At 63.5% G+C, this 26,063-nt stretch carries 23 protein-coding genes and 1 other RNA gene; 9 read left to right on the forward strand and 15 right to left on the reverse strand.

Features of this window, described 5'->3' with window-relative positions:
* Window positions 1-57 precede the first annotated feature (57 nt).
* Window positions 58-987, reverse strand: coding sequence for a tRNA (adenosine(37)-N6)-dimethylallyltransferase MiaA (gene miaA / locus V1278_RS31155; protein WP_334367490.1), 930 nt, complete (start codon window positions 985-987; stop codon window positions 58-60).
* Between miaA and serB the strand changes: the two genes are divergently transcribed.
* On the forward strand, window positions 986-1,891 hold the full coding sequence (gene serB, locus V1278_RS31160) for a phosphoserine phosphatase SerB (RefSeq protein WP_334367489.1): 906 nt from the start codon (window positions 986-988) through the stop codon (window positions 1,889-1,891). The two genes, miaA and serB, sit on opposite strands and share 2 nt — an antisense overlap.
* Window positions 1,892-2,051: 160 nt before the next feature.
* Here the strand turns inward: serB and V1278_RS31165 are convergent, their stop codons facing one another.
* The 10 genes from V1278_RS31165 to V1278_RS31210 form a co-directional block, all read right to left on the reverse strand.
* Entirely contained in the window at window positions 2,052-3,557 is a 1,506-nt protein-coding gene (locus V1278_RS31165; RefSeq protein ID WP_334367488.1) for a Do family serine endopeptidase, read from the reverse strand.
* 278 nt (window positions 3,558-3,835) lie between these two features.
* Window positions 3,836-4,036: a DUF2065 domain-containing protein gene (locus V1278_RS31170; protein WP_213287716.1), complete on the reverse strand. Its 201-nt coding sequence runs from the start codon at window positions 4,034-4,036 to the stop codon at window positions 3,836-3,838.
* A 97-nt stretch (window positions 4,037-4,133) separates the two neighbouring features.
* Entirely contained in the window at window positions 4,134-5,042 is a 909-nt protein-coding gene (hflC, locus tag V1278_RS31175) for a protease modulator HflC (RefSeq protein ID WP_334383391.1), read from the reverse strand.
* Window positions 5,039-6,178, reverse strand: coding sequence for an FtsH protease activity modulator HflK (gene hflK / locus V1278_RS31180; protein WP_334367486.1), 1,140 nt, complete (start codon window positions 6,176-6,178; stop codon window positions 5,039-5,041). The genes hflC and hflK overlap by 4 nt, the downstream gene beginning before the upstream one ends.
* A 171-nt stretch (window positions 6,179-6,349) precedes the next feature.
* Complete coding sequence (locus V1278_RS31185; RefSeq protein ID WP_334383392.1) at window positions 6,350-6,862, reverse strand: dihydrofolate reductase; 513 nt, start codon at window positions 6,860-6,862, stop codon at window positions 6,350-6,352.
* Window positions 6,862-7,347, reverse strand: a complete 486-nt coding sequence (locus tag V1278_RS31190) for a GNAT family N-acetyltransferase (RefSeq protein ID WP_334367484.1) — start codon at window positions 7,345-7,347, stop codon at window positions 6,862-6,864. Before V1278_RS31190 ends, V1278_RS31185 begins: the two co-directional genes overlap by 1 nt.
* Before the next feature lie 19 nt (window positions 7,348-7,366).
* Window positions 7,367-8,161 (reverse strand): thymidylate synthase, encoded by a 795-nt coding sequence (locus V1278_RS31195; protein WP_334383393.1) that lies wholly within the window; start codon window positions 8,159-8,161, stop codon window positions 7,367-7,369.
* Window positions 8,162-8,336: 175 nt separating this feature from the next.
* Window positions 8,337-9,317, reverse strand: coding sequence for a tripartite tricarboxylate transporter substrate binding protein BugD (locus V1278_RS31200; protein WP_334383394.1), 981 nt, complete (start codon window positions 9,315-9,317; stop codon window positions 8,337-8,339).
* Window positions 9,318-9,429: 112 nt separating this feature from the next.
* Entirely contained in the window at window positions 9,430-10,995 is a 1,566-nt protein-coding gene (locus V1278_RS31205; RefSeq protein WP_334367481.1) for a tripartite tricarboxylate transporter permease, read from the reverse strand.
* A gap of 7 nt (window positions 10,996-11,002) precedes the next feature.
* Window positions 11,003-11,503, reverse strand: coding sequence for a tripartite tricarboxylate transporter TctB family protein (locus V1278_RS31210; protein WP_334367480.1), 501 nt, complete (start codon window positions 11,501-11,503; stop codon window positions 11,003-11,005).
* Window positions 11,504-11,900: 397 nt separating this feature from the next.
* Here V1278_RS31210 and ssrA point away from each other — a divergent pair.
* From ssrA to V1278_RS31235, 5 genes are all read left to right on the forward strand, one after another.
* Window positions 11,901-12,258: a transfer-messenger RNA gene (gene ssrA / locus V1278_RS31215) on the forward strand.
* Window positions 12,259-12,402: 144 nt separating this feature from the next.
* Window positions 12,403-12,918 carry an SspB family protein gene (locus tag V1278_RS31220; protein WP_334367479.1) on the forward strand — a complete coding sequence of 172 codons (516 nt, stop codon included), beginning with the start codon at window positions 12,403-12,405 and terminating at the stop codon, window positions 12,916-12,918.
* A 71-nt stretch (window positions 12,919-12,989) separates the two neighbouring features.
* The gene (gene fumC / locus V1278_RS31225; protein ID WP_334383395.1) at window positions 12,990-14,405 is read left to right on the forward strand and encodes a class II fumarate hydratase; all 1,416 of its coding nucleotides are present in this window, start codon (window positions 12,990-12,992) and stop codon (window positions 14,403-14,405) included.
* 269 nt (window positions 14,406-14,674) lie between these two features.
* On the forward strand, window positions 14,675-14,863 hold the full coding sequence (locus V1278_RS31230) for a DUF4169 family protein (RefSeq protein ID WP_334367477.1): 189 nt from the start codon (window positions 14,675-14,677) through the stop codon (window positions 14,861-14,863).
* A complete protein-coding gene (locus tag V1278_RS31235) occupies window positions 14,860-15,117 on the forward strand; it encodes a ribbon-helix-helix domain-containing protein (RefSeq protein WP_028350320.1) in 258 nt (85 codons plus the stop codon). The genes V1278_RS31230 and V1278_RS31235 overlap by 4 nt, the downstream gene beginning before the upstream one ends.
* Window positions 15,118-15,169: 52 nt before the next feature.
* Here V1278_RS31235 and V1278_RS31240 read toward each other — a convergent pair whose 3' ends face one another.
* The gene (locus tag V1278_RS31240; protein ID WP_334367476.1) at window positions 15,170-15,748 is read right to left on the reverse strand and encodes a tetratricopeptide repeat protein; all 579 of its coding nucleotides are present in this window, start codon (window positions 15,746-15,748) and stop codon (window positions 15,170-15,172) included.
* A 391-nt stretch (window positions 15,749-16,139) separates the two neighbouring features.
* Between V1278_RS31240 and V1278_RS31245 the strand changes: the two genes are divergently transcribed.
* Window positions 16,140-17,717: an ABC-F family ATP-binding cassette domain-containing protein gene (locus V1278_RS31245; RefSeq protein ID WP_334383396.1), complete on the forward strand. Its 1,578-nt coding sequence runs from the start codon at window positions 16,140-16,142 to the stop codon at window positions 17,715-17,717.
* Here V1278_RS31245 and V1278_RS31250 read toward each other — a convergent pair.
* Complete coding sequence (locus V1278_RS31250; protein WP_334383398.1) at window positions 17,714-21,355, reverse strand: AsmA family protein; 3,642 nt, start codon at window positions 21,353-21,355, stop codon at window positions 17,714-17,716. The two genes, V1278_RS31245 and V1278_RS31250, sit on opposite strands and share 4 nt — an antisense overlap.
* Before the next feature lie 170 nt (window positions 21,356-21,525).
* Complete coding sequence (locus V1278_RS31255) at window positions 21,526-22,758, reverse strand: cytochrome P450 (protein WP_334383399.1); 1,233 nt, start codon at window positions 22,756-22,758, stop codon at window positions 21,526-21,528.
* Window positions 22,759-22,866: 108 nt separating this feature from the next.
* On the opposite strand from V1278_RS31255, the gene V1278_RS31260 reads away from it, so the two are divergent.
* Both V1278_RS31260 and V1278_RS31265 read left to right on the forward strand, forming a co-directional pair.
* Window positions 22,867-23,478, forward strand: a complete 612-nt coding sequence (locus V1278_RS31260; RefSeq protein WP_334367472.1) for a TetR/AcrR family transcriptional regulator — start codon at window positions 22,867-22,869, stop codon at window positions 23,476-23,478.
* 101 nt (window positions 23,479-23,579) lie between these two features.
* A complete protein-coding gene (locus V1278_RS31265) occupies window positions 23,580-24,605 on the forward strand; it encodes a M23 family metallopeptidase (RefSeq protein ID WP_334383400.1) in 1,026 nt (341 codons plus the stop codon).
* A 19-nt stretch (window positions 24,606-24,624) separates the two neighbouring features.
* Here the strand turns inward: V1278_RS31265 and V1278_RS31270 are convergent, their stop codons facing one another.
* Window positions 24,625-25,926, reverse strand: coding sequence for an MFS transporter (locus tag V1278_RS31270; RefSeq protein ID WP_334383401.1), 1,302 nt, complete (start codon window positions 25,924-25,926; stop codon window positions 24,625-24,627).
* Window positions 25,927-26,063: the final 137 nt, after the last annotated feature.

A 26,063-nucleotide genomic window follows, 5' to 3' on the forward strand; every position in this document is an offset into this window, starting at 1 on the left:
GGCATTCGGCGAGGGGGAATTTTATGCGTGCAGCCATGCGAGGCCGTTAAGCCGACGTCATTCCGGGATGGTCCGAAGGACCAGACCCGCCGCCTCCGGCGTCACCCATTCGAACTCCGGCAGTTGATGCCTGAACCACGTGAACTGCCGTTTTGCATAATGGCGGGTGTCGGCGCGGCCGATTTCGGCGGCCTCCTCGCGCGTGATTTCTCCCCTGAGGTGCCGGATCAGCGCCGGCACGCCATGGGCCTTCATCGCCGGCAGCAGGGGATCGAGCTTTCGCCCGGCAAGCGCTGCGACCTCGTCCAGCGCGCCCGCGGCCAGCATCGCGCCGAATCGCGCATCGATCCGCGCGTAAAGCTTTTCGCGCTCAGGCGCAAGGAACAGCGCCGAGAACTCGCTCCGAGGCAGCAGCGGCGGCAGGCCCTCGCGATGCCAGTCCGGCAGTGCGCGGCCGGTGGCTTCCACGACTTCCAGGGCGCGGGCAATCCGGGTGCGGTCGCGCGGCTTCAGGCGCTCGGCGGAGACGGGATCGCGCCGCGTCAGCTCAGTGTGCAGCGCTTCAACGCCGTCGCGTTCCAGCCGCGCCCGAACGGCATCGCGAACCTCGGCGGGGATCGGCGGCACCGCGGAGAGACCGCGCGTCAATGCCTTGAAATAAAGGCCGGACCCGCCGACGAAGATTGGCAGCCGCTTTTCCGCGCGCGCCTCTGCGAGCACCTTTCCCGCATCCGTCACCCACGCTCCGGCCGAGAAATTGACCGATGCGTCGACATGGCCGTAGAGCCGGTGCGGCACGCGCGCCTCCTCCTCCGGCGTCGGCCGTGCCGTGATGATGCAGAGATCGCGGTAGACCTGCATCGAATCGGTGTTGATGACGACGCCGCCGGTCTTTTGGGCCAATTCGAGCGCCAGGGCCGACTTGCCGCTGGCGGTCGGCCCTGCGATAAGCACGGCCTTGCTCAAATCTAGCTGATACGTCTGCATGTCCCTGGTCGCCACCCTGATCTGCAATCCGGCCAACCCCGCGCTCGACACCACCGTCGTCGACGGCGCGCTGGCCGTTCTCCCGTCGCCGGGAACGGCGCAATGGCTGTTCGACGAAGTGGCAGTCGACATTCCCTTCGACAGCCAGGTCAAGAGCCCGGACGAGATCAAAGCGATCGAGACCCGCCTGCAACAGGCGCGCGGTGACCTGCCGATCGACATCGTCGTGCAGCCTGCCGCGTTCAGGCGCAAGAAGCTTTTTCTCGCCGACATGGACTCCACCATGATCGGCCAGGAATGCATCGACGAGCTGGCTGACTTCGCCGGGCTGAAGGCGCATGTCGCAGGCATCACCGAGCGCGCGATGCGCGGCGAGATCGAATTCGAGCCGGCGCTGCGCGAGCGTGTCGCGCTCCTGAAGGACCTGCCCGTCGGCGTGGTCGACGAAGTCCTGGCAAAGCGCATCACGCCGACACCGGGAGGCCGTGAGTTGGTTTCCACCATGCGCGCCAACGGCGCCTGGACCTGCCTGATCTCCGGCGGCTTCACGCTGTTCACCCATGCGGTCGCGGCCAAGATCGGTTTCCAGGAAAACCGCGCCAACGAGTTGAAGGTGCGGGACGGCAAATTCAGCGGCGAGGTTGCCGAGCCAATCCTCGGCCGCGCCGCCAAATTGGCTACGCTCATCGAGCTTCGCGAATCCTTCGATCTCGACGAGATCGACACGCTGGTGATCGGCGACGGCGCCAATGACCTCGGCATGATCCAGGCGGCGGGGTTAGGGGTCGCCTATCACGCCAAGCCGGCGGTGGCCGCCGCTGCCGCCGCGCGGATCGACTACGGCGACCTCACTGCGCTGCTCTATGCACAGGGATATCGGCGCGAGGAGTTTGTGGGGGGATAAGAACTCTTGCGTCGTCCCTGCGCACGCAGGGACCCATACGCCGCGGCCCGTCCATGATGCGATGGGGCCAGTTGCCTTTGATACAATCCGCGCTGGTGGTTATGGGTCCCTGCGTGCGCAGGGACGACAGTGTTTTTCGGGTCAACCGCTACGTGATCTATTACTGCACGCCGAGCGCCACGAACCGCAATTCGCCCTCGCCGTTCGACACCAGCAGCAGCACCGATTTCTTGCCGTCCTTCTTGAGCTGATCGACGCGCTTTTTGATGTCGGCGGCGCTGGCGACCGCTTCCTGCGCCACCTCGACGATGACGTCGCCGGCGGAGAGCCGCTTGTCGGCGGCGTCTGAGGAGCCGTCGACACCGGTTATGATGACGCCTTTCACGCTCTCCTTGATCTTGTACTTCGTGCGCAGGTCCTTGCTCAGCGCGGCAAGATCGAGGCCGAGCGCCTTTTGCGTCACCGGCTTCTCGACAGGGTCTTCCTTGGTCTTGGCAGCGGCCTGCTGCACCTTTTCGGTATCCTCGAGGCGGCCGAGCGTAACCTTGCGGGTTTCCTCGTTGCCCTTGCGGATGATGACCACGTCGACTTCCTTGCCGACGGCGGTATCGGCGACGACGCGGGAGAGGTCCTTCGGGTCCTTGACCTCCTTGCCGTCGAACTTGACGACGACATCGCCGGGCTCAATGCCGGCAGGCTTGGCCGGCCCCTTGTCGTCAATGCCGGCGACCAGCGCGCCGCGGGCGGGCTTGATGTTGAGGCTTTCGGCGATCTCCTCGGTGACCTGCTGGATCCGCACGCCGAGCCAGCCGCGGCGCAGTTCGCCGAACTGCCGGAGCTGATCAACTACGGCGGCCACCGTCTTCGACGGCACCGCGAAGCCGAGGCCGATCGAACCGCCGGTCGGCGAGATGATCAGCGTGTTGACGCCGACCACTTCGCCTTCGAGGTTGAACAGCGGCCCGCCGGAATTGCCGCGGTTGATGGAGGCATCGGTCTGGATGTAGCTGTCGTACGGCCCCTGGCTGATGTCGCGGTTGCGCGCCGACACGATGCCGGCCGTGACCGAGCCGCCGAGGCTGAACGGATTGCCGATCGCAATCACCCATTCGCCGAGCCGCAGCTTGTCGGAATCGCCGAACTTCACCGCGGTCACCGGCTTCACCGGCTTGAACTTCAAGACCGCAATGTCGGTCTTCTTGTCGACGCCGACCAGTTCGGCCTTGATCTTGGTGCCATCGTTCATGATCAAGTTGATCTCGTCGGCATCCGCGATGACGTGATTGTTGGTGACGACGACCCCGGCAGCATCGACGATGAAACCGGAGCCGAGCGAATTGGTCTTGCGCGGCGGCTGCATTTCGCCGCTCTTGTCGCCACCCTTGGGCAGGCCGCCTCGCCGGTTCTTGAAGAAGTCGTCAAAAAACTCCTCGAACGGTGAGCCCGGCGGCAATTGCGGCATCGTATCCCTGCCGCCCTTGGCTTCCACGCTCTGCGAGGTCGAAATATTGACGACGGAATCGATCACCTTCTCGGCAATGTCGGCGATACCGTCCGGCCCGCGCGCGCTGGCGGGCACTGAAGCCAGTATGCTGGCGGCACCGAGCGAGATCGCAATCCCCATCAGGCGCAGGCGGCTTTTCAAGGCGGGTCTGGCACCGGTCATGTCGGCTCGTCTCCAAAGGCTCAAATTTGGGCCCACAGTGCGCCCGAACGGGTCTTGGACGCAAGCATCTGCGCCTGACATTCCAGCGAAAAACGGGCGGCTCTCGGCTCACGATTTCGTTGGCGCCAGAGCTAGTTGCGGCCGTTGATTACCGTCATTCCGGGGCGCGAAGCGAACTAAGATGTGCATTTCCACATCCGAGAATCTCGAGATTCCCGATGCGCAATTGCGCATCTGAGGACTGGTCCTTCGGACCATCCCGGAATGCCGGAAGAACCTTACCGCCGTACGAACCAGATTAGAAGCAGGCCGATGATCGCCGAGACGATGCCGACGATCCGCAGGATATTGTCCGGCGTCGCCAATGCGCTTTTCATCGCCCGGCGCATCCAGGCCGGGCTGGCTGCGAACATCAGGCCTTCAAGCACAAAGAGGATGCCCACACCGATGAGGAAGTCGGCGAACGCAATGGACCTCATCGGATGGCATCCCCCCACTATTCAAGCGCCTTTGCTTTTGTGCCGGCGAAGCGGCCCCCCGCTTCGCCGTAACGTGCGTATTCCGTGGGCCGGCCCTTTAAGGCTTCGGCGCCGCGGCCGCGGCGGCCGCCGGCGGGTGGCCCGACGGATTGGCGAAGAAGCGGAAGAACTCGGAATCGGGCCGCAGCAGGAAACGGGTATCGTTGGAGCGCAGCCCGGTCTCATAGGCCGACATCGAACGATAGAAGGCGAAGAACTCCGCATCCCTGCCATAGGCCTCGGCGAACAGCCGGTTGCGTTCGGCGTCGCCCACGCCGCGCGTCTGCTCGGCGGTCGAATTGGCCTCCGCGACGATGACGGTGGCCTCGCGATCGGCCCTAGAGCGGATCTCCTGCGACTTCTGGCCGCCCTGGGCGCGGAACTCCGCCGCCTCGCGCTGCCGCTCGGTCTGCATGCGCTGATAGACCGCCTGGCTGTTGGCCTCGGGCAGATCAGCGCGACGGATACGCACATCGACCAGTTGGATGCCGTATTGGTCAGCCTCTCTGTCGAGTTGATCCCGAATCCGCGTCATCAGCGTTTCCCGTTCGTCGCGCACCACGGTAATGAAGTTGACCTCGCCCAGCACGCGGCGCAGCGCCGCGTTCAGCAGCGTGGTGAGCTGGATGTTGGCGGCCTGGATCGAGCCGATGCTCTGATAGAAGCGCAGCGGGTTCTTGATCCGGTAGCGGGCGAAGGCGTCGACGACGAGCCGTTTCTGGTCGGAAGCAATGACTTCCTGCGATGGATTTTCCAGATCGAGGATGCGCTTGTCGATGCTGATGACGGTGTCGATGAACGGCGCCTTGAAGTTCAGACCCGGCTCGGACACGACGTCGACCGGCCGGCCGAGCCGGACCACGAGCGCCTGCTCGGTCTGCGACACCGTGAAGATCGAGCTGTAGCCCACGATCACCAGGGCGAACAGCAGGATCAGGGTGACAATACCTGTAACCGGGGACCTCATCGCGTGCCCCCCTGCTGCTGCTGACCGGCCGTCGGCGCCGGACGGCGCGGCGTCAACTCACTGAGCGGCAGATAAGGCACGATGCTCTGTGCGGAATTGCCGCCGTCATAGACCAGCTTCTCGGAGCCGCCGAGAATCCGCTCCATCGTCTCCAGGTAAATTCGCTGCCGCGTCACGTCCTTGGCCTTGTTGTATTCCTCGTACACCTTCATGAAGCGCGCGCTCTGGCCCTTGGCCTCGGCGATCGCCTGTTCCCTGTAACCTTCGGCGACCTGCAGGATCTGCGCAGCGCGGCCGCGGGCGTCGGGGATGACGCGGTTGGCATAGGTCTGCGCCTCGTTCTGCAGCCGCTCGAAGTCGGCGCGCGCGGCCTGCACGTCGCGGAACGAGTCGATCACTTGCGCGGGCGGGTCGACCTTCTGCATCTGCACCTGCGTGATCTGAACGCCGGATCCGTACGTATCCAGCGTCTTCTGCATCAGCTCGTGGACGGCCTGCTCGGTCAGATTGCGGGCGCCGGTGAGGATCGGCTGGATCTGCGAACGCCCGATCACCTCGCGCATCGCGCTTTCGGCCACCGCCTTGACGGTGCCTTCGGGATTCTGGATGTTGAAGAGGAAATTGCCCACGCCGTTGGGCTTGATCCGCCACAGCACCGTGAAGTCGACGTCGACGATGTTCTCGTCGCCCGTCAGCATCAGGCTTTCTTCCGGCACGTCCCGCATGGTGCGGCCGCGCCGCGCCGGGTCGTCGATCAGGCTCATGCCGATCGAAATGGTGGAGACGCGCAGCGCCTTCGGCAGCAGCACGGTTTCGATCGGATAAGGCAGATGATAGTTCAGCCCGGGTTCCACGGTGCGCACATGCTTGCCGAAGCGCAAGACGACACCGAGTTCTTCCGACTGCACGCGGAAGAATCCGGACAATCCCCAGATCACCAGCGCACCGGCCAGCACCAGCGCGATGCCCATGCCGCTGAAATGGCCGCCCGGCAGAAGCTGTTGCAGCTTGTCCTGGCCGCGCCGCAGCAGATCCTCAAGATCAGGTGGCCTCGGCCCGCCCGACTGCGGACCCGAACCCCACGGTCCCTTCGGACCCGGGCCCCATGGACCCCCACCCTGATTCTTCCACGGCATGCAAACTCTCCTCCGCGAGGGCCCGGGTCCGCCTGTTTTGGGCAGGATGCCCAGCCTCGCCTATCAGCCCGGCTTTATAGGGGACCGCTAGGTCCCTTACAACGCAAGCTTCCTGCACGAAGCAGCTATGCCTGACGCCACAATTGTCAATGTAAACATTGGTTAGCGAGGTTAACCCTGTCGGCGCCGACGAAATGTCACATAGGAGAAATCGGCGCTATCGTCCGGACCGGCCGGATTCCGTACGCGCGCCGCCTCTTCCCATGCGGTTGCATCGACTGCCGGGAAACGCGTATCGCCGTCGGGCCGGGTGTGCACCTCGGTAATCTCCAGGCGATCGGCGCTGTCCATCCATTGCGCGTAGATTTCCGCGCCGCCGATCACGGCGATCTCAGTGGCGAAACGTCGCAGTGCATCGCCGGTGGCGATCGCCTTCGCGTCGCTGAACGAATGGGTAACCACCACGCCATCGGCGCGAAAACCAGCGTCGCGGGTGACGACAATATTGGTCCGTCCGGGGAGCGGCCGGCCGATCGAGACGAAGGTCTTCCGGCCCATGACGACAGGTTTACCCGAGGTCAGCGCCTTGAAGCGCGCCATGTCGGATTTTAGCCGCCATGGAATGGCCCCCCTGGCTCCGATCACGCCGTTCTCGGCGACAGCGACGATAAGAACGATTTCCATCACCGCTCCCCTTGCGCTAACGCGCGCAGCGCCGGACCGCCGACCCGGCACACCGTCCAGTCGTCCATCAAGACCGCGCCGAGCGACTTATAGAATTCAATCGACGGCGTGTTCCAGTCGAGCACCGCCCACTGCAAGCGCGACCAGCCGTTCGCCACGCATTCCCTCGCGAGATGCACCAGCAGCGCCTTGCCGATTCCCTTACCGCGCAGCGCCGGGCGGACGAACAGATCTTCCAGATAGATGCCGGAGCGACCGCTGAAGGTTGAAAAATTCACGAACCAGACCGCGAAGCCGGTCGGCTCTCCGTCCCACTCGGCGATCTCGCAGAACAGGCGCGGATTGGCGCCGAACAGCGCCGCATTGATACCGGCCTCGGTCGCTTCCACTTCGTGCAGCAGCTTTTCGTATTCGGCGAGTTCGCGAACGAAGGACAGGACAAGTCCTGCTTCGCCCGGGCGCGCGCGGCGGATCGTCAGCGACATCAGATGCTCACACCGCTGGTCATACAGCCACTTCGGCCTTGATGTGCGGGTGCGGATCGTAGCCTTCGAGCGCGAAATCCTCGTAGCGGAACGCGAAGATATCCTTCACGTCAGGATTGATCTTCATGACCGGCAACGGCCGCGTCGGCCGCGTCAGTTGCAGACGTGCCTGCTCGAGGTGGTTGGAGTAGAGATGCGCATCACCCAGGGAGTGCACGAAGTCACCGGGCTTCAGTCCGGTCACCTGCGCCACCATCATCGTCAGCAACGAATAGGATGCGATGTTGAAGGGCACGCCGAGGAACACGTCGGCTGAGCGCTGATAGAGCTGGCAGGAGAGCTTGCCGTTCGCGACATAGAACTGAAACAGGCAGTGACAGGGCGGCAGCGCCATCTTGTCGACATCGGCCGGATTCCAGGCGGTCACGATCAGCCGCCGTGAATCCGGGTTACGCCTGATCATGTCGATGACGTTGGAAATCTGGTCGATGCTGCGCCCGTCCGGCGCCGGCCACGAGCGCCATTGCGATCCGTAGACCGGGCCGAGATCGCCGTTGGCGTCGGCCCATTCATCCCAGATCGAAACGCCGTGATCCCTGAGATATTTGATGTTGGTGTCGCCGGCCAGGAACCAGAGCAATTCATGCACGATCGCCTTCAGCGGCAGCCGCTTGGTGGTCAGCATCGGAAAACCGGCCGAGAGATTGAACCGCATCTGATGACCGAAGATCGACAGCGTGCCGGTGCCGGTGCGGTCGTGCTTCTCCGCGCCGTCGCTGAGGATACGTTCGAGCAGGTCGTGGTACTGGTTCATGGGTTGTGCTTCAGGCCTTTGTCGGAACGGCGAATTTAGCGGCCGGAACATCCGATCGACACGCCGATTCGGCTTTGCACCCCGATTATACCCGGAAAAATGATCCCTCTCCGAACAAACGACAAGGGGCGGAACCCGCGTTCCGCCCCTCGCCTATCCGTCTGATTACAGGGGATTAATTCACCGGCTTGACCACCGGTGTCCACTTCGCGATTTCGCTCTTTACCAGCGTTCCCAGCGCCGCCGGCGTACGATCGGCGGCAGGCGGTATGACGCTGCCGAGTTCGAGCAGGCGCTTGCGTACATTCTCGTCGTCGAGCGCCTTAACGATCGCGGCGTTCAACTTGGCGACCACATCCGGGGGCGTTCCCTTGGGCGCGAAGATCGCGTTCCATGCCTGGGCCTGGAAGGCCGGCAGGCCGGCCTCGGTGGTGGTGGGAACATTCGGCAAGGACGGGTTACGCTCGGGTGTCGCCACGGCGTAGGCCTTGATGGTGCCGCCGTTGATCTGCGGCACGGCATTGACGATCTGGTCGCACATGTAGTCGACCTGACCGGCCACCAGCGCGTTCATCGCCGGACCGGTACCGTTGAAGGGAACGCCGATCGGCTTGACGCCCAGAACCGAGTTCAGCAGTTCGCACGATACGTTCGAGACCGAGCCAACGCCGGCATGCGCCGCGTTGACCTTGGACTCGTTCGCCTTGACGTAGGCGATGAATTCCTTGAGGTCCTTTGGCGCAAAATCCTTGCGCGCCAGGATCAGGATCGGCGTGCCGGCGAGCAGTCCGACCGGCTCGAAGTCCTTTTCCGGGTGATAGGCGAGCTTGGGATAAAGCGGCACAGAAGCCGCATGCGTGCCCATATGCCCCGTGATCAGCGTATAGCCGTCATTGGCGGCGCGCGCGGCGCGGGTGGTGGCGGTGGTGCCGCCGGCGCCGACCACGTTTTCGATGATGATGGTTTGACCGAGCGTCTGCGCCATATGGCCGGTGACGATGCGCGCGATGACGTCCGTCGGACCACCCGCCGCAAACGGCACGATCATGGTGATGTTGCGCGTCGGATAAGTCTGAGCCTGGACCTGCAAAGACAAGCCCAGTCCCGCAAGCACTGCCAGAAAACCGCTCGCAAGCGAGCGACCGTACCAATTCATTTTGATCTCCCGGATCCGTTGCAATGCCGAGCCCGCCGGCCGGCATTTTCCATGGCATAGAAAATTATGCCCGAAATCGACCAGCCTTCGGGCTGCGGCGCACCGACGCAGGTCAGTTCTCCGATTCCACGAACACCTCATCGCGCTTCTTGCGCAGCGACGGCAGCACCGCAAGGATGAGCAACGCGGCTGCAATCGCCATCAATACCGCCGACAATGGTCGCGTCAGGAAGACGGACCAGTCGCCGCGCGAAATCAGGAGTGCGCGGCGCAGGTTTTCTTCCATCAGCGGCCCGAGCACCATCCCGAGCAGCAACGGGGCCGGCTCGAAATCGTGCTTGATCAGCCAGTAGCCGACCAATCCGAACGCACCAGCGATCATGACGTCGGTTGGCGCGTTGTTCACGGAGTAGATGCCGATACAGCAGAAAACCACGATCGACGGGAACATCAACCGGTACGGCACGCGCAACAGCCGGACCCAAATGCCCACCAAAGGCAGGTTGATGATCAGCAGCATCAGGTTGCCGACCCACATCGAGGCAATCATGCCCCACACCAGGTCCGGCTGCTTCTGCATCACCTGGGGACCGGGCACGATGCCGTGAATCGTCATTGCGCCGACCATCAGCGCCATGACGGCATTGGGCGGGATGCCGAGCGTGAGCAACGGGATGAAGGAGGTCTGGGCGGCGGCATTGTTGGCACTCTCGGGGGCTGCGACGCCCCGGATTTCACCATGACCAAACTTCGAAGGATCTTTCGCGACCTTCTTCTCGAGCGTGTATGCCGCGAAGGATGCGATCACGGCGCCGCCGCCCGGCAGAATGCCGAGAATCGATCCGAGCACAGTGCCGCGCAGGATCGCAGGGGTCGTCTCCTTGAGATCCCTCCGCGTCGGCATCAGTCCCGACACCTTCTCCTGGACCAGCTTGCGATCGGTTTCGCCGCCGGCATCGAGATTGCGAATGATTTCTGCAAAGCCGAACAATCCCATCGCCAGCGTGGCAAAACCAAGACCGTCAGCCAGTTCGGGAATGTTGAAGGCCATGCGAGACGCGCCGGTCTCGATGTCGGACCCGACCATCGAAAGCAGCAGGCCCATCACGATCATCGCGATCGCCTTCAGCACCGAGCCTTTCGCGAGCACAACCGCGAAGATCAGGCCGAGCACCATCAGCGAGAAGTATTCTGCAGGACCGAACGCCAGCGCAATCTTGGTGAGCGGCGCGCCCAGCAGGGCAATCAGCACGGTCGCGACACAGCCGGCGAAGAACGATCCGATCGCGGCGATCGCGAGCGCCGGGCCGGCACGGCCTCTCTTCGCCATCTGGAAGCCGTCAAGCGCAGTGACCACCGAGCCGGCCTCACCTGGAATATTGACCAGGATCGACGTGGTCGAGCCGCCATATTGCGCACCGTAATAGATGCCGGCCAGCATGATCAGTGCGCCTACCGGGGGCAGGCCAAAGGTGATCGGCAGCAGCATGGCCACCGTAGCGATGGTGCCAATGCCGGGCAGCACGCCAACCAGCGTACCGACCAGTGCGCCGATCAGGCACAGCAGAATATTGACCGGGATCGGAATGGAAATTCCGCCAAGGAATGCGGGTGTCCACTGCACGAACTGGAAAACGACGCCGAAGCCGAGTCCAAGATTTGAGAAGATATCTCCCATCGCACCCTCACCGAATCATGAAAGTGGGCAGGAGCTGCAACGGCAGTCCGAGCGCATATGGAAACAGCAGGCTGCAAAACGCCGTCAGGCAGACGGCAACGATCAGCGTCTCCTTCCACCGGGTTTCCGGTGATCCGCATGCCGCGATCAAGAAGGCGGCCATGGCGGCAAAGATCATTCCCATGGGTCTGATCGTGAAGGCAAACGTCAAAATTGCGATCGTCACGAAAAACGGTCCCCGCCAATGGTATTTCGCGAGATGGGGACCTTCGGTGACAACGCCGACGACGGTAATGAGCGCGCCCAGTCCCAGCAGCAAAAATCCGAACATCCGCGGCGCGGTGCCGGCGCCGAACGAAAATCCGCGCATGCCCTGCAGGTCGCTGGACGCCCAGAGGGCGAACACGGCAATCGCCATCAGGGCAATTCCGCCGACAAACTCCTGCGGGTTGCGAACCCATTTCGGCATGATGGATTTGACCGGCGCATGGCCCGGCGTAGCATTCATGGATATCTCTCCTCCCCAAGACAGGCTTCTCGCCCGTTTGCTTGGATAACCTGGATACTTGTCCCGGAAACTGCCTAGCGACTTTCCTCAGACAACGCCAGCAAAACCCAAACACTCCAGAGCCGACGGTAAACGGAGCGGCCAAAGCCGCCATCAAACCCCATGAAGGGCGCGCAGTTCGCAACTTTTGCGGTCGGAGCACTGCAACACACGCGAGTGAATTGCCGATCGCGTTACGACCGCGGGTCGAGCGCTGGGGATGGCGGTGAACTGCGCATAATTCGTGCAATGGACGTGGACGCACCTTTTGGAATCGTCGAATCCGTGGCGAAACCGCAACTGAGCGACAGCAAACCGAAAGTTGGGGTCCATGTTCCCTTCCTGTTCAGCGCCTTTGGCCCTGTTTTTCTCCGTACCTGCACCCTATATTGGAGGTGCCGGTTCGCCGGCTATGGAAATAAATGACCGTCGCAATAAACCATTCGGACCCGGGGGCAGTACCCGGCGCCTCCACCCAAGCCCACCCCTCCCGTGGTGGGTTTCGGCGGGGGCGAACCAGGATCGACGAGGGCGTAAAGGACGAGTTTTTTCCCGGTATTGTTCCGCCGTTATCGGGCTATGCAATAGTTGCAAACGACAACTATGCTCCGGTTGCTCAGGCTGCGTAACGCAGTTTGAAAGACCGATCTAAAGTCCTAGCGGGTTAAGCTCCGCTAGGCGGGGTTCGGAGGCACCTGGCAACAGAAGCCTCCACTTAATTCTTTTCATTTCCGGCCGACGGGAGCCGTTGCTGCAAATTCGATCCGTCGCGCCTGCTGACCTGCGGCTCCCGCCGGGGTAGCATGGGGGCAAAGGGGCGAGTCGGGGGACCGGCGGCCATAAAACCTGACAGGACGACCATGGCGACCGATCACATCCGTTATGACGTGCTGGCACGCGACGCGCTGCGCGGAGTGCTGCGCCGCGTGCTGGCTGACGCGGCCGAACACGGCCTGCCCGGCGAGCATCATTTCTTCATCACCTTCCTGTCCACCGCCGACGGCGTGAAGCTGTCGCCGCGGCTGTTGGCGCAATATCCGGAAGAGATGACGATCATCCTGCAGCATCAGTTCTGGGATCTGGTGGTGACGGAGGATCGTTTCGAGGTCGGCCTGTCGTTCGGCGGCATCCCCGAGCGGCTGGTGGTGCCGTTCGCGGCGATCAAGAGCTTCCTCGATCCGTCGGTACAGTTCGGCCTGCAATTCGAGCCGTCGGAAACGGTGCCAGAGGCGCCCGCGGCGAAGGTGCCGGCGGTTTCCGCGCCGTCCGCCCTGCCCGTCGCCGCGCCGGAGCCCGCAGCGGAAATCGAGGACGAGCCGGCAAAGACGAGCGAAGGCGCTGAAGTGGTGCGACTGGATCGTTTCCGCAAGAAATAATCTAAGCGCGAGAAAATCCGCTACGCTGTAGTGTACGCGTTCCGCCGTTTCACGGCGCAACGGACATACGCATGGCTCGAGCAAAAACATCCGGAAACAAATCTACCCGTAGCGAGACCGACAGCTTCGGTCCGATCGACGTTCCCGCTGACCGCTATTGGGGCGCGCAAACCGAGCGCTCGCGACAGAATTTCAAGATCGGCCAGGACCGTATGCCGATCGCGATCGTCCATGCGCTCGGTATCGTCAAGCTCGCCGCCGCCCAAACCAACCGGGAGCTCGGACTGCTCGATGCGCGCAGAGCCAGCGCCATCATCCGCGCCGCACGCGAGGTGATCGAAGGCAAGCTCGACGATCACTTCCCGCTGGTCGTCTGGCAGACCGGCTCGGGCACCCAGACCAACATGAATCTCAACGAGGTGATCGCCAACCGCGCCAACCAGATGCTGGGCGGCGAACTCGGCGCCAAGAAACCGGTTCATCCCAACGACCACGTCAACATGAGTCAGTCGTCGAACGATTCATTCCCGACGGCGATGCATATCGCTGCCGCCGGACGCATCGTCGCCGACCTGATTCCGGCGCTCGACGAGTTGCATCGCGAATTGCGCAAGAAGGAAAAGGCGTTCGCCAAAATCGTCAAGATCGGGAGAACCCACACCCAGGACGCAACGCCATTGACGCTGGGGCAGGAATTTTCGGGCTATGCCGCGCAGGTCGAGAGCGGGATCGCGCGGCTGCGAGCCGCGGTGAAGGAACTGTTCCCGTTGGCGCAAGGCGGCACCGCGGTTGGAACCGGTCTCAACTCGAAGCCAAAATTTGCAAAGCTGTTCGCCAAGCATGTCGCGAAAATCACAAGGCTGCCGTTCACCAGCGCACCCAACAAGTTCGAAGCGCTGGCTTGCAACGACGCCTATGTGCTGGTGCATGGCACGATCAATTCGGCGGCGACCGGCCTGTTCAAGATCGCCAATGACATTCGCCTGTTGGGTTCGGGCCCGCGTTCCGGTCTCGGAGAATTGATCCTGCCGGAAAACGAACCGGGCTCGTCGATCATGCCCGGCAAGGTCAACCCGACTCAGTGCGAAGCGATGACCATGGTCTGCTGTCAGGTGTTCGGCAACCAGACCGCCGTCACCGTCGCCGGCAGCCAGGGGCATTTCGAATTGAATGTTTACAAACCCGTATTGGCATATTGTATGATGCATTCCATTCAACTGCTGTCGGACGCGGCACGCTCGTTCACCGAACATTGCGTGGTGGGCATCCGCGCCGACGAAAAGCGAATCCGCGAATTGATGGAGCGCTCGCTGATGCTGGTCACCGCACTGGCCCCCAGGATCGGATACGACAACGCGGCGAAGGTCGCCAAATCGGCGCACGCGCGCGGAACGACATTGAAAGAAGAAGCTCTGCGCCTCGGGTTTGTGGACGCCGCCGAATTCGAACGCCTGATGCAGCCGGACAAAATGACACACCCGGGCTGATCGCCGCTTGGGCCCCGGGAAACTACGGATGAGAGATATAAACTATGGACGATACTGAAGAATGAGGTGGATCATCTATCGCCGTTGTGTTGACGCATGGTAGGAGCAGGAATTATTCGATTTTTCGCAGAGCGAAATGTATTTTTTGATGCTATCAGAGCCGGTAGACGGGGATTCCGAATGACCATCAAATTTGCTTGCGCACGACGCGACGTTTTTCCGCCCCATGAATCATCATGTCTTCGAGTCGCCGGATGATGGAGGCGAGCATGGGAGACGTGATCAATCTGAAGCGATTCAAGAAGCGCATCGAACGGGAACAATCGGCAAAGCAAGCCGATACCAACCGCGCACGCTTTGGCCGAACCAAGGCCGAACGCACGCTCGATGAACGTCGCAAGGATCGCGCCGGCGATCTTCTGGACCAGCACAAGCTCGAGGACGGAGAGGCATCATGAAGTCGCCCGTCGTCAAACGCTCGATCGTCGTTGCCGGTCACAAGACCAGCGTCAGCCTCGAAGAAGCTTTCTGGAACGGGATGAAGGAAATCTCGGGTCTGCGGAACATGACGCTGTCCGAACTGGTCGGCGAGATCGACAGCAATCGCCAGCAGGGCAACCTGTCCTCGGCGATCCGGCTTTTCGTGCTCGACTATTTCCGTACCCGCGCCATGCCGGCCGCCGCGCCGGACGCACCGCGGCCGCAGGCGTAAGCCTCGATCAGGCGAGCGCGTCGCAACGCACCCGCCCTGTTAGGTCATAAGCTCAATAAACGAGTCCGGTGCCGGGCGGCTTTTCGAGCGCCGCGGCCAGCGATCGATACTCCTCACAAGCCGTGCCGCAAATCGCCGCGATCCGCGTCAGATGATACGACGCCTGATCGCGATTGCCCTGCTCGACCTGCCACAGGCCGTAATACTGCCAGGTCAGCACGTGGTTCGGATCCGCCTTCAACGCGCGCTCGTACCAAGCCTGCGACAGCCTGTAGTCGCCGAGCTTGCGATAGGAATAACCGATCAGATTGGCAACATCAGCGTTATCGTCACGGCCGAGCGCCTTTAGCTGCTCGATGGCCCCAGCGAAGTCGTTGCGCTCATAGATCGTCGCATGCGCGGCACGATACCCCTGCCGAAACGCATCATCGTCGGCGCTCGACTGTTTGGGGGCCTTCTTCTTCGACTTCGAGGTTGATTTGGGAGCGGATCTGGTGTCCGGCGGCGGCGGGCTGGCCGAAGGCGGATCACCGCCGCCTCCTGCGGCAAAGGCCGGAACGGATGGCGGCGATGCGATCATAGCCATTGAAAACAACGCCAGCGTAGCGAACTTGATTGCCGACTTCATCATGCAAACCTCCGGGTTTCCTGCGTGAGCGCATCTATGTTCCAGCCGGAAGTAGAGACCCCGCCGCGAATGAAGTATTCCCGCCAGGCCGCGCGCAAACCGTTTGCACCCTGCCTGGAGCCTTTTCGGTTCTGATTGAATCAGAACCGGGCTCTAGATTCTTGTTTTGACGCGTTTTCTTGACGCAACCGGTGTCCACTTCGCTTGAAAACGCTCTAGCTGGACGAATGACGGCAATGCGTATCTAATCGACGGTCGTTGCAGTCCGCGCAAAAGCGACGGACGGAACCCGGCGAAAACCGGCTGAAGAAGCGTAGAGACCCCCTGGAGAGAGAAATGGACATCGCAAAGCTGACCGCGCCTCGCGACCTCAGTCCATTTTCGGAAGCTCTCCATGCCTGCCTTTCTCGTTCTGGATTCCATTTGCCTCGCCACGCCTGACGGACGCCCGCTGTTCGACGGATTGACGCTCGCCATAGGGCGCGAGCGCACTGGCCTTGTCGGCCGCAACGGCTGCGGCAAATCCTCATTGCTGCGCCTGGTTGCGGGCGAGATCGAACCTGCCGGCGGATCGCTGCAACGCATCGGCTCGATCGGCATGCTCGCACAACTGACTGACGAACGGCTAACGACCGACGAGGCGCTCGGCGTCGCCGGCGGCCTCGCCCGCCTGCGCCGGCTCGAACGCGGCGAAGGATCGCTTGATGACGCGACGGAAGCGGATTGGACGCTGGAAGCGCAAATACAGGCGGCGCTGGTCGAGGCCGGACTGCCGTCGCTGCCGCTCGATCGCCCGATCGTCTCCTTGAGCGGCGGCGAGCGAACGCGGGTGGCGCTGGCGCGGCTTTTGATCGAGGCACCCGATCTGCTGCTATTGGACGAGCCGACCAACAATCTCGATACTGACGGAAGGCAGGCCGTGGCGCAGATGCTCGAACGCTGGCAGGGCGGCGTCCTCGTCGCCAGCCACGATCGCACGCTGCTTGAACGCGTCGACCGCATCGTCGAACTGACGCCGGTGGGCGTCACCCTGTTCGGCGGCGCGTGGCCGGAATTTGCCAAGGCGCGTGAGGCGGCGCGGGCCCGCGCCGCCGATGACCTCGACCGCGCCTCGGATGCCTTACGCAATACCGAGCGCGCAGTGCAGAAGGCGCGGGAAAAGAAGGCGCGCCGCGACAAGGCCGGCCGCGCCTGCCGCGCCAAGGGCATCGAGGACAAGATGTTCATGGACCGCGAGAAGGAGCGCGCCGAGAACAGCGCTGCGCGCGAAAGCGGGCTCGCCAGCCGCCTGCTCGGCGAGCGCACCGAGGCGCTGGAAATCGCCAAGGCGCACGTCGAGATCCTGACGCCGCTTTCGATCGATCTACCGCGCACCCATCTGCCCGGCGGCCGCGAACTCGTCGCCTTGAAGGACGTTGTGATGGCCTTTGGCGAGCGTCATCTGTTCGGACCGCTGTCGTTCGGGGTTCGCGGACCCGAGCGGATCGCCATCCGCGGCGCCAACGGTTCTGGCAAGACCACCTTGTTCCGCCTGCTCACCGGTGAGTTGAAACCGGCGGGCGGCGATATCAGCCGCCTCACCGACCGTATTGCCGTGCTCGATCAGCATGTCGGCCTGCTCGATCCCGGCTTAAGCATTCTCGACAATCTGCGGCGCCTCAATCCGGAACTCTCGGCCAACGCGGCGCACGCCGCCCTGGCGCGGTTTGCGTTCCGTAACAAGGCAGCGCTGCAGATCGCGGCGACGCTGAGCGGCGGCGAGCGGCTGCGCGCGGGTTTGGCCTGCGTATTCGCGCGACCGCAGCCGCCTTTGCTCCTGCTGCTGGACGAGCCGACCAACCATCTCGATCTCGCCTCGATCGAGGAGCTGGAGAGTGCACTAAAAGGATTCGACGGCGCGCTGATCGCCGTCAGCCACGACGAGGCATTTTTGCGGGCGATCGGGATCGGCCGGGAGATCGCGCTCGGCTAATTGGAGCGCGGCGGCGGATTGGCGAACTGCGGCGTCAGCGCAAGTGGCGGACGCGGCTTCGGCTTGGCGGCGCCGGGCGCGGGCCTGACGTCGATCGGCGGCGGCAGCGGCGCAACCTGCGGCTGGCCTGCGACAGGCGCCGGCGGCGCGTTCACGACGGGCGGACGCGGCGCGGTCGTCTTCTTCGCCGGAGGTCGCCGTGGATCGCGCCCCTTTGGCGCGACGACCGGCGCGCTCGGCACCGCCTCCGGAATCGGCAACTGCCCCTCCGTAGGCAGCACGATTGGTGGCGGCGACGGCGGCGGCGGCTCGCCGCGCTCGATGGCATCGAGCCTTCGCGTTTCGTGATCGATCGCACGCACCGCCAGCCACGAAGACAACGGGGCAACGTCGACGCTGCGGGTCAGCGCATCGGGCGTCCCCACGGCAAGCAGTTGAATCTCCGGACGCCCGGTCGTCATCGTCAGCGAAAGGGCGGCGCGGATATCGGCCTGATCGGCGGCGATATCGTATCCGCCGGAGACGATGGCCCGCACGCCATTGCCGTCCAGCGTCGTCGCCCCGACGCGAAGCCGGCCGTCCCTGATGGTGAACGGGATTTGCGCCGAAGGCACCGCAAGCGCGCCGGCCGGAAGAGCGGATTCGACGATCTGCTTCAATCGAACGTCGTCCTTGGCCTGCCCGTTGTCATTGGCGCGCACCGCCACCTCGAAAGCGCGCGGATCGAGGCCTGATATCCTGGCCGCGTCCAGCGTCAGCGTTCCGCTGCCGGACAGCGCGCCCGCCAGCGCCGAGGCGCTGCGGCCCTGGGTCGTCAGTGTCACCTGCACCGACGCGCGGCCGGCAGGCATCGCGAGATTGCGATAGCGCAGCGCCGCGCCGTCGACACCGGAAAGCTGGACGCTCGCGTTCAAGGCAATTCCGTGCGCGCCCGGCCTTGCATCGATCGTGGCCGTGACATCGCCGCCGCCGATCTTGCCTTTGATGGCATCGAAGGTCAGCGACTTGCCGTCGCTCTTGATCACCCCGCTCACCGGCTGCAATTCGCTTCCGCCCGGAAGCAGGCCGCGCAACGCCTGAAACGCGATGCTGCCGCGCCAACCCTTCGCAAGCCCGGGGCCGAGCGGCTCGGTGGCATCGTGTCCGGCGGCACCGAACGCCAGGGCAAGGGCCGGCGTCAGCGCGAGCTGGTCGGCGCCGATCTCACCCTCGAACTCCTTTTCCTCGCCGAGCGTCACCGCCACGCGGCCGCGCAGGCGCGAACCGCCGACGCTGCTGTCGAGATCGTCGAAGGTCAGCCGATTGCCGGCAAGCTGCACGCGCGAGGACAGGCCGATGTTCTGCGCCAGCGTATCCGCCGGTTTGAGATCGAGCAGCGGGGTGAAATCGGCGCTGCGAACTTTCAGGCCGAGAACTGCCTTTGCCTCCGACGCCCATGGTTCGGCGGAGCCTTCCGCTTCGGCGTCGAGTCCTGTTCCCGAGATCTTTGCCTTGAGCCGCAACGGCGCACCCCACGCACCCGTCGCGGTGCTCTCGAATTGCGCGGGACCATCGCCCGCCGTGATGGCGCGATCGAAGCCGAGCAATGCCAGCAAGGTGCGTCCTTGCTCCGACGACAATTTCGAATCGATCCAGACCTCGCTGCGCTGGAGCGCGGCCAGATCGATGCCCTGGATCGCCGCGACGGCGGGTCTGGCGGTGATCGTACTAGTGCCCTTGAGCAGTGGCGAGTCGAGTTCGGCCGTGGCGCGCGCCTGGACGCGATCGGACGGCCCGGCATTTTTGGTGAGGTCAAGCGCCAGTTTCAGGCGCGCCGGACCCGGGCTCGTCCCCATCGCACTGAGCCGCGCGGCCAGCGGCGGTGAAAAGGGAACGATCAGGCTGGTCAGCCGGCCGAGCGAGGCAGCGCTCGAATTGAGCGCGAACCATCCGGTCGCGTTGACGCGGTCGAAATTGCCGGCGCCGTCCAGCGTCACGTTTTCAAGCTCGCCGATCTTCAACTGCTCGAGCGATATCTTTGCCGGCGAGTAAGCCAGCCTGGCGAGCAGCGGGGATAGCTCCTGGCCGGCGGAGGTGGCGCGGCCGATATCGAGCGAGAGCTTCCCCTCGTCCGGCCACTCGCCTTGCGGCCCTACAAGCGACCGCGCAAAGGCCGTGGCGGCATCCAGATCAAGACGCGCCGCTTTCAGGTCGGCATCGATCCTGGAGCCGTGAGCGGCTTGCCGGTGCGACACCACCACCCGTCCCTCCACCGTGCCGCCATCGATGTCGGCCTTCATGGTCTCGATGGCAAAGCCTTCGGGCGCCACGGTGATGTCGCCGCGCAGGCGAAGCGGCTTCTGGCTGCGATAAGCGGTGTCGCCGCGGCCCTGCAGCCAGGTCAAGAGCGCGTCGGGATCGGAGGATTCGACGCTGAGCGCGGCCTTGAAGCGGTCCGGCACAGCGGTCTTCGCGCCGGCCTCGGCGAGCGAAACCCTGGTCGCGCCAGGCGCGCGGAACTCCAGCCTGTGGACTCGCCAGGACTTGGCATCGCCTTCGAGCTCGGCAGCGATGTCCTGCAAGGGGCGCCCGCCAAGCATGACCTGCTCGGAGGCGAGCTCGATTTGCGCTGGGATCGGCAGATGCGGAATGACGGAGCTGAGCGCCTGCAGCGCCGGCAGCGCGCGAGCCGGCTCAGTCGAGTTGCCATTTTCCTTGGCAACGAACCTATCGGCATCGAGCTGACGTGCCGACAGCGCCGCGCGCAACAGCGGCGTCGCGCCGAAACGGATGTCGCCGCCGCCCGCAAGCTTCAGGGCGCGCTCCTCGGCGCCATAAGTCACTTCAACCTGTTCCAGCCGTGCCGCCGAATAATCGGACTTGACCTTCGCCGCGATACGCCACGGTGGATCGTTGCCCTTGCCCTTCTGGCCGGGAGGAGCGACGAGCGTTATCGCGCCTTCAAACCGCGGCGCGCGGGAATCGAAGTTCAGCAGGCCGTCGAGATCGATGGCGAGCGAACGCTGGCCCGGGTCGATATTGAGATGAACGCGGGTGCCGTTGCCCTCGGGACCCTGCCCCGAGGAGACCCGAAACGGATAGCGCGTGCCCGACAGCATGAAATTGCCGTCGCCGCGGATCGAACCGGCCAGCGAACGCACGTCGCCGCTGAAAGCGATGTCGTTCAGTTCGAGCGTAGAGCGGCTGACCGCATCATGCAGGGCGATGCGGCCGGTCAGATTGACCCGATCGATCGCCAGTGAACCCAGATTGAACGTTCCGGTCGATGCCGGCCAGTCGATCCGTCCTCTGGTATCGAGGCCGAGATCGAGCGACATGCGGTTGATCGTCAACTCGGTGGCGCGCACCTCGCCGCGCATCAGCGAGCCCAGGCTGAATTCCACGTCGAGCTTGTCGGCGCGAACCTTGCCGAGATCGTTGACGCCGCCGACCACGACCGAGTGCAATTGCAGCGACGGCGCCGGCAATAGGCGCGCGTCGAGCTTGCCGCCGACGCGCACCGGCGCGCCAATGATCCGGCTCGCCTCAGCCTCGAACTGCGGCCGGAACTGGTTCCAGTCGATAAAATACGGCCCGACCAGCGCGGCAATCAGCGCAATGATGAAGGCGATTGCCAGGCCGAGCAGTGTCGTCTGCACGGTGCTTCCCCTTGAACCGCCCCGGCGCAGGCCGCGCGCCATGCCGGAACCCTGCCCCGGAGCTGCCCGGAATATAGAGAGAAGTATGGCGAAGTCACAGCGGCATACTGACAGCAGCCTCGCCAGGCTGTGCCCACTCAAAACCGGCGGCCATGGGAGTTGTCAGAGCCTTACCAGCTCGCCGGCAGGCGCTTCAGGCCGCGCAGCACGAAGGTCGGCCGCCATTCCGCATTGACAGCGTCATCGAGCCGCAGGTCCGGTAGCCGACGCAACAGGGTCGAGATCGCGATCTCGGCCTCGATCCGCGCCAACTGGGCCCCGAGGCAGAAGTGGATGCCGCCGCCGAACGATAGCGGCTTCACGTTGGGCCGGGTGATATCCAGCCGCTCCGGGTGGTCCGGATAGACCGCCGGGTCGTGGTTGGCCGAGCCGAGCAGGCACAGCACGCTCTCGCCCTTCGGAATGCGTTTTCCGCCGAGATCGTCGATATCCTCCAGCGCCACCCGCCCGGTCAACTGCACCGAGGAATCGTAGCGCAGGAATTCCTCGATGGCGTTGGTGATGAGCTCGGGCCTCGCCTTGAGCAGCGCGAGCTGGTCTGGATTGCGGTGCAGTGCCAGCAAGCCGTTGCCGATCAGGTTGACGGTGGTCTCGTGGCCGGCTCCGAACAGCAGGATGATATTGGCGGTCAGTTCCTCATTGGTAAGCTTGCTGCCGTCTTCCTCGGCCTGCACCAGTTGGGTGATCAGGTCGTCGCCCGGGCTTTTGCGCCTGAGATCGAACAGTTGCTGGAAATACATCGCGGCCAGCGCGTTGCTGGCGTTGCCCTGCTTGATCTCCTCCGGCGACAACGGCACCGGATCGAGCAGGCGTCCGCCGTCGCGTGAACCGGTATAAAACGCCTCGCGATGGTCCTCAGGGATCCCCAGCATGTCGCAGATGATGGTGACCGGCAGGCGGAACGCGAAATCCTCGATCAGGTCCATCTGCTCCTGCGGGATGATGCGATCCAGCGTCTCGTCGACGACCTGCTGGATGCGCGGGCGCATGTCCTCGACCCGGCGCGCGGTAAAGGCCTTCACCACCAGGCCGCGCAGACGGGTGTGGTCCGGCGGATCCTGCTGCAGCATCCAGTGGCTCATGCTGCGGAACACCGGCTCGTCCATGATCTTGGGGCCGTAGCGGCGGACGGTGCGCTCGACATAATCCTTGCCGAACCGCTTGTCGCGCATGACGAGGCTGACCTCGGCATGACGGCTTGCGACATACATCCCTAGCGGCGTCAGATGCACGGGATCGGTGGTGCGCATCCGCTCGTAATGCGGATAGGGGTTGCGAATGAATTCCGGAGCCAGCGGATTGAACAACGGCGCGCTACTGGCAGCCTGAACATGCTCGTTCATGGTGACCTCCTGCTGGCTGTGCGCCATTCAGCGCGTCTTGCCCCGGGCCGATTGGTCGAAATTCGATACATTATTGTATTGAGTTGCATTCTCGCCTAAACTGGACAGATGTCAAGAGTGCGAACCAGACCCACAAGGGACGACACCCGCGAAAAGCTGTTCGAGGCGGCGGCGCGCGTGTTCGAGGAACAGGGGATTGGCGGCGCCAGCATCGAGGCGATTGCGGCGGCGGCCGGCTTCACGCGCGGGGCATTCTATTCGAACTTCAAGAGCAAGGACGAACTGATCATCGCCATGCTCGAGGATCACGTCGAGCAATCGATCGGGCGTATCCGCGATCTGCTCGAGCGGCACAGGAACCTTGCCGACTTCATCGATGCGCTGAGGACCATGAATAGAAGCCAGCAGGATCCGCTCGGCCGCTCGCCCCTGTTGCACATGGAAATGATCCTGTTCGTGGCGCGTGCCGAAAAGCGCCGGCCCGAACTTGCCAAACGGCTGCGCGCCCGGCGAAAGCTGGTCACCGACATCATCGAGACCACGGCCAGGAACAGCGGCAGGACGACCATTCTCAATCCGACCTGGGCGGGCGCCCTGGTGCTGGCGCTGGAGGATGGTTTTCGCCTGCACCGCCTGATCGATCCCGAGACCACGCCGCCCGACAGCTTTTTTCGCGCCATCGGCGACCTGCAACGGGCGATGGGAATTTCATCGGCATGAGACGAAAATATCTTTCTCGCGCGACGCGTCGCAATCGCTGCCTTTCGCGAATGCTCGCGAACGCCGAAACCAGATATTCGACACATTCCGCGCGCCAAGCTGTGCGCCGCTTCGCAGCATCCGGATGGCCGCACCTGAAATACCTGATCCTGATTTCGCTGTGTTTTGCCACCACGCTCGGCGCCAAGGCCGAGGAAGTCATCTCGCTCGTGCTGCCTGTCAAATGTCAGCCGGGCCTGACCTGCTTCTTTCAAAACTATGTCGATCACGACGCGTCGGACAAGGCCCGTGACTATCGCTGCGGCGGGCGCAGCTATGACGGTCACGACGGCACCGACATCAGGATTGCGAACCTGGAAATACAAAGACAGGGGATAGAGGTGCTCGCCGCGGCGCCGGGACGCGTCATCGGGACGCGAAACGATATGGACGACGTCTCGATCAGGACCGCGGGCAAGGCCGCCATCGCCGGAAAGGAATGCGGCAACGGCGCGGTCATCGAACACGAGGGCGGCTGGCGCACGCAATATTGCCACATGGCCAAAGGCAGCGTTCGGATCAAGGTCGGCGATCAAGTGACGACGGGGCAGCCGATCGGCCTGGTCGGACTATCCGGCGACACCGAATTTTTTCACCTTCATTTCACGGTAAGGCATCGCGGAAAGATCGTGGATCCCTTTGCCTATGGTGCGCCCGAGAATTCCTGCGGCGGCGGCCGGTCGATCTGGGCCGCTTCGCTTGGCGAACAGATGCAATACCGGCCCCGCGAAATTATCGATTACGGCTTTGCCGGCATCGCCCCGACCATGGAGCTGGTCGAGTCCGGCGAAATCGGCAGGCAGCCCGTCACGTCGGGTTCGGATGCGCTCGTCGCTTATGTGAGAGCCATCGGCTTGCAGGCCGGCGACCTGCAATCCCTCACGGTGCACGGACCGGGCGGCGCTTCCGTCGCGGCCAACAGCCCTCCCGCGCTCGACCGGGACATGGCGCAATTCCTCATCATCACGGGAAAGAAGCGCACGGAGGCAGCGTGGCCGGCCGGCCGCTACACCGCGACGTATCGCGTGACCAGGGACGGTGCGGAAGTGCTGCGCAAGACGTTCGACGTTGAACCGCGCCTGCAATGAGCGGTGCCTCCAGTTGCGGCTAACCCGTGTCGTCCTTGAGTGGCATCTTGTGCATTTGTCCCGCGACCGCCCTCACCTTGCCCGGCGATGCCTGCCAGATCGCCACTACCGACAGGATACTGACGGCGATGCCGAACGCGAAGGCGAGCGTATAGCTGCCTGAAAGGTCGTACAGCAGCCCGGTCACCCATGGGCCCGCCGCGCCTCCGGCCAGCGCCGCCAGCATGATGGTGCCGAAGATGCTGCCGTATTGCTTGCCCTGAAAGATCTCCAGCACCACCGCGCCCATGATCGAGGTCAGGCCATAGCCGAGCGCGCCTTGCGTGAAGATCATGAGATAGACCAAAGGCAGTACCGGCGCGAACTTCAAGGCGATCAGCGCCGCGAAGCAGATCGCAAAGCCGGCACAGCTAATGGCCCAGATCCATTCGCGCCCGATCCGGTCGGAAAGATGCCCGAGCCAGATCTGGCCCGGTATGCCGAGCAGGCTGACGACGCCGAGCGCCCATACCGCCACGTTGGCGCTGAAGCCGATGTCGAGCAGGTATTTGGTCTGGTGTACCTGCACCGCGTACCAGACATACAGGCCACCGAAATAGCCGAGCGAAATCCACCAGAATCGCGCGGTACGCAGCGCGCGGCGCAGCGTCCAGTCGGTGGCTGCCCAGACGGGATCGACAATGTTCGAGCGAGGTGCAGCCGATGTCGCCGACGGCGCCGCGTCGCCATCCGGCAACAGCCCGATATCCTCGGGCCGTTTTCGCAGCAGAAGGTTGATCGGCGCAAGCACGGCGAGCACCAGAATACCCATAGCGGTGCAGGCAGTGCGCCAGCCGGTCTGCTCGATCATGTGCTGCACCCACGGTAGCAGCGTTACCGAGCCGATGCCGACGCCGGCAAAGGCGAGCCCCATGGCGAGCCCGCGGCGGCGAATGAACCAGTTCGGCAGAAACAGCGATTGGCCGGAATAGCCGAGGCACACGCTGCCCGCGCCGACCAGCACGCCGATGGTGAGATAGAGATGCCAGGGCTGCGTCGTCAGCGGCGCCAGCAAGAGCCCGCTGCCCATCAGCGCAACGCCGAGCTCCATCACCGCACGCGGCCCGAGGCGATCCATCATGCGGCCGATCAGCGGGCTGACGCCGCCGGAAACCACGAAGCCGAACGAAAACGCGCCCGCGGTGACGCCGCGCTCCCATCCGAACTCGCCGATGATCGGCGGAAAGAACAGCGAGAACGCGGTGCGCGCATTGACGCCAATCGCCATGGTCACGAACGTCACCACAACGATCAGCCAGCCGTAGAAGAAGGGGAGACGCATTGGGAATTTCTGTTGGAGCAATGGAAGTGGTTGATCTTGTTATCGAAGGCTATGTCCGAAAGATGCCCAATGGCTATTTCATCTTTCGTCGCCTGAGCCAGAGGCGATCAATGACTGTGCGGAGTACTGTTCTTCGA

The sequence above is a fragment of the Bradyrhizobium sp. AZCC 1577 genome (assembly GCF_036924575.1).
Classification (GTDB): domain Bacteria; phylum Pseudomonadota; class Alphaproteobacteria; order Rhizobiales; family Xanthobacteraceae; genus Bradyrhizobium.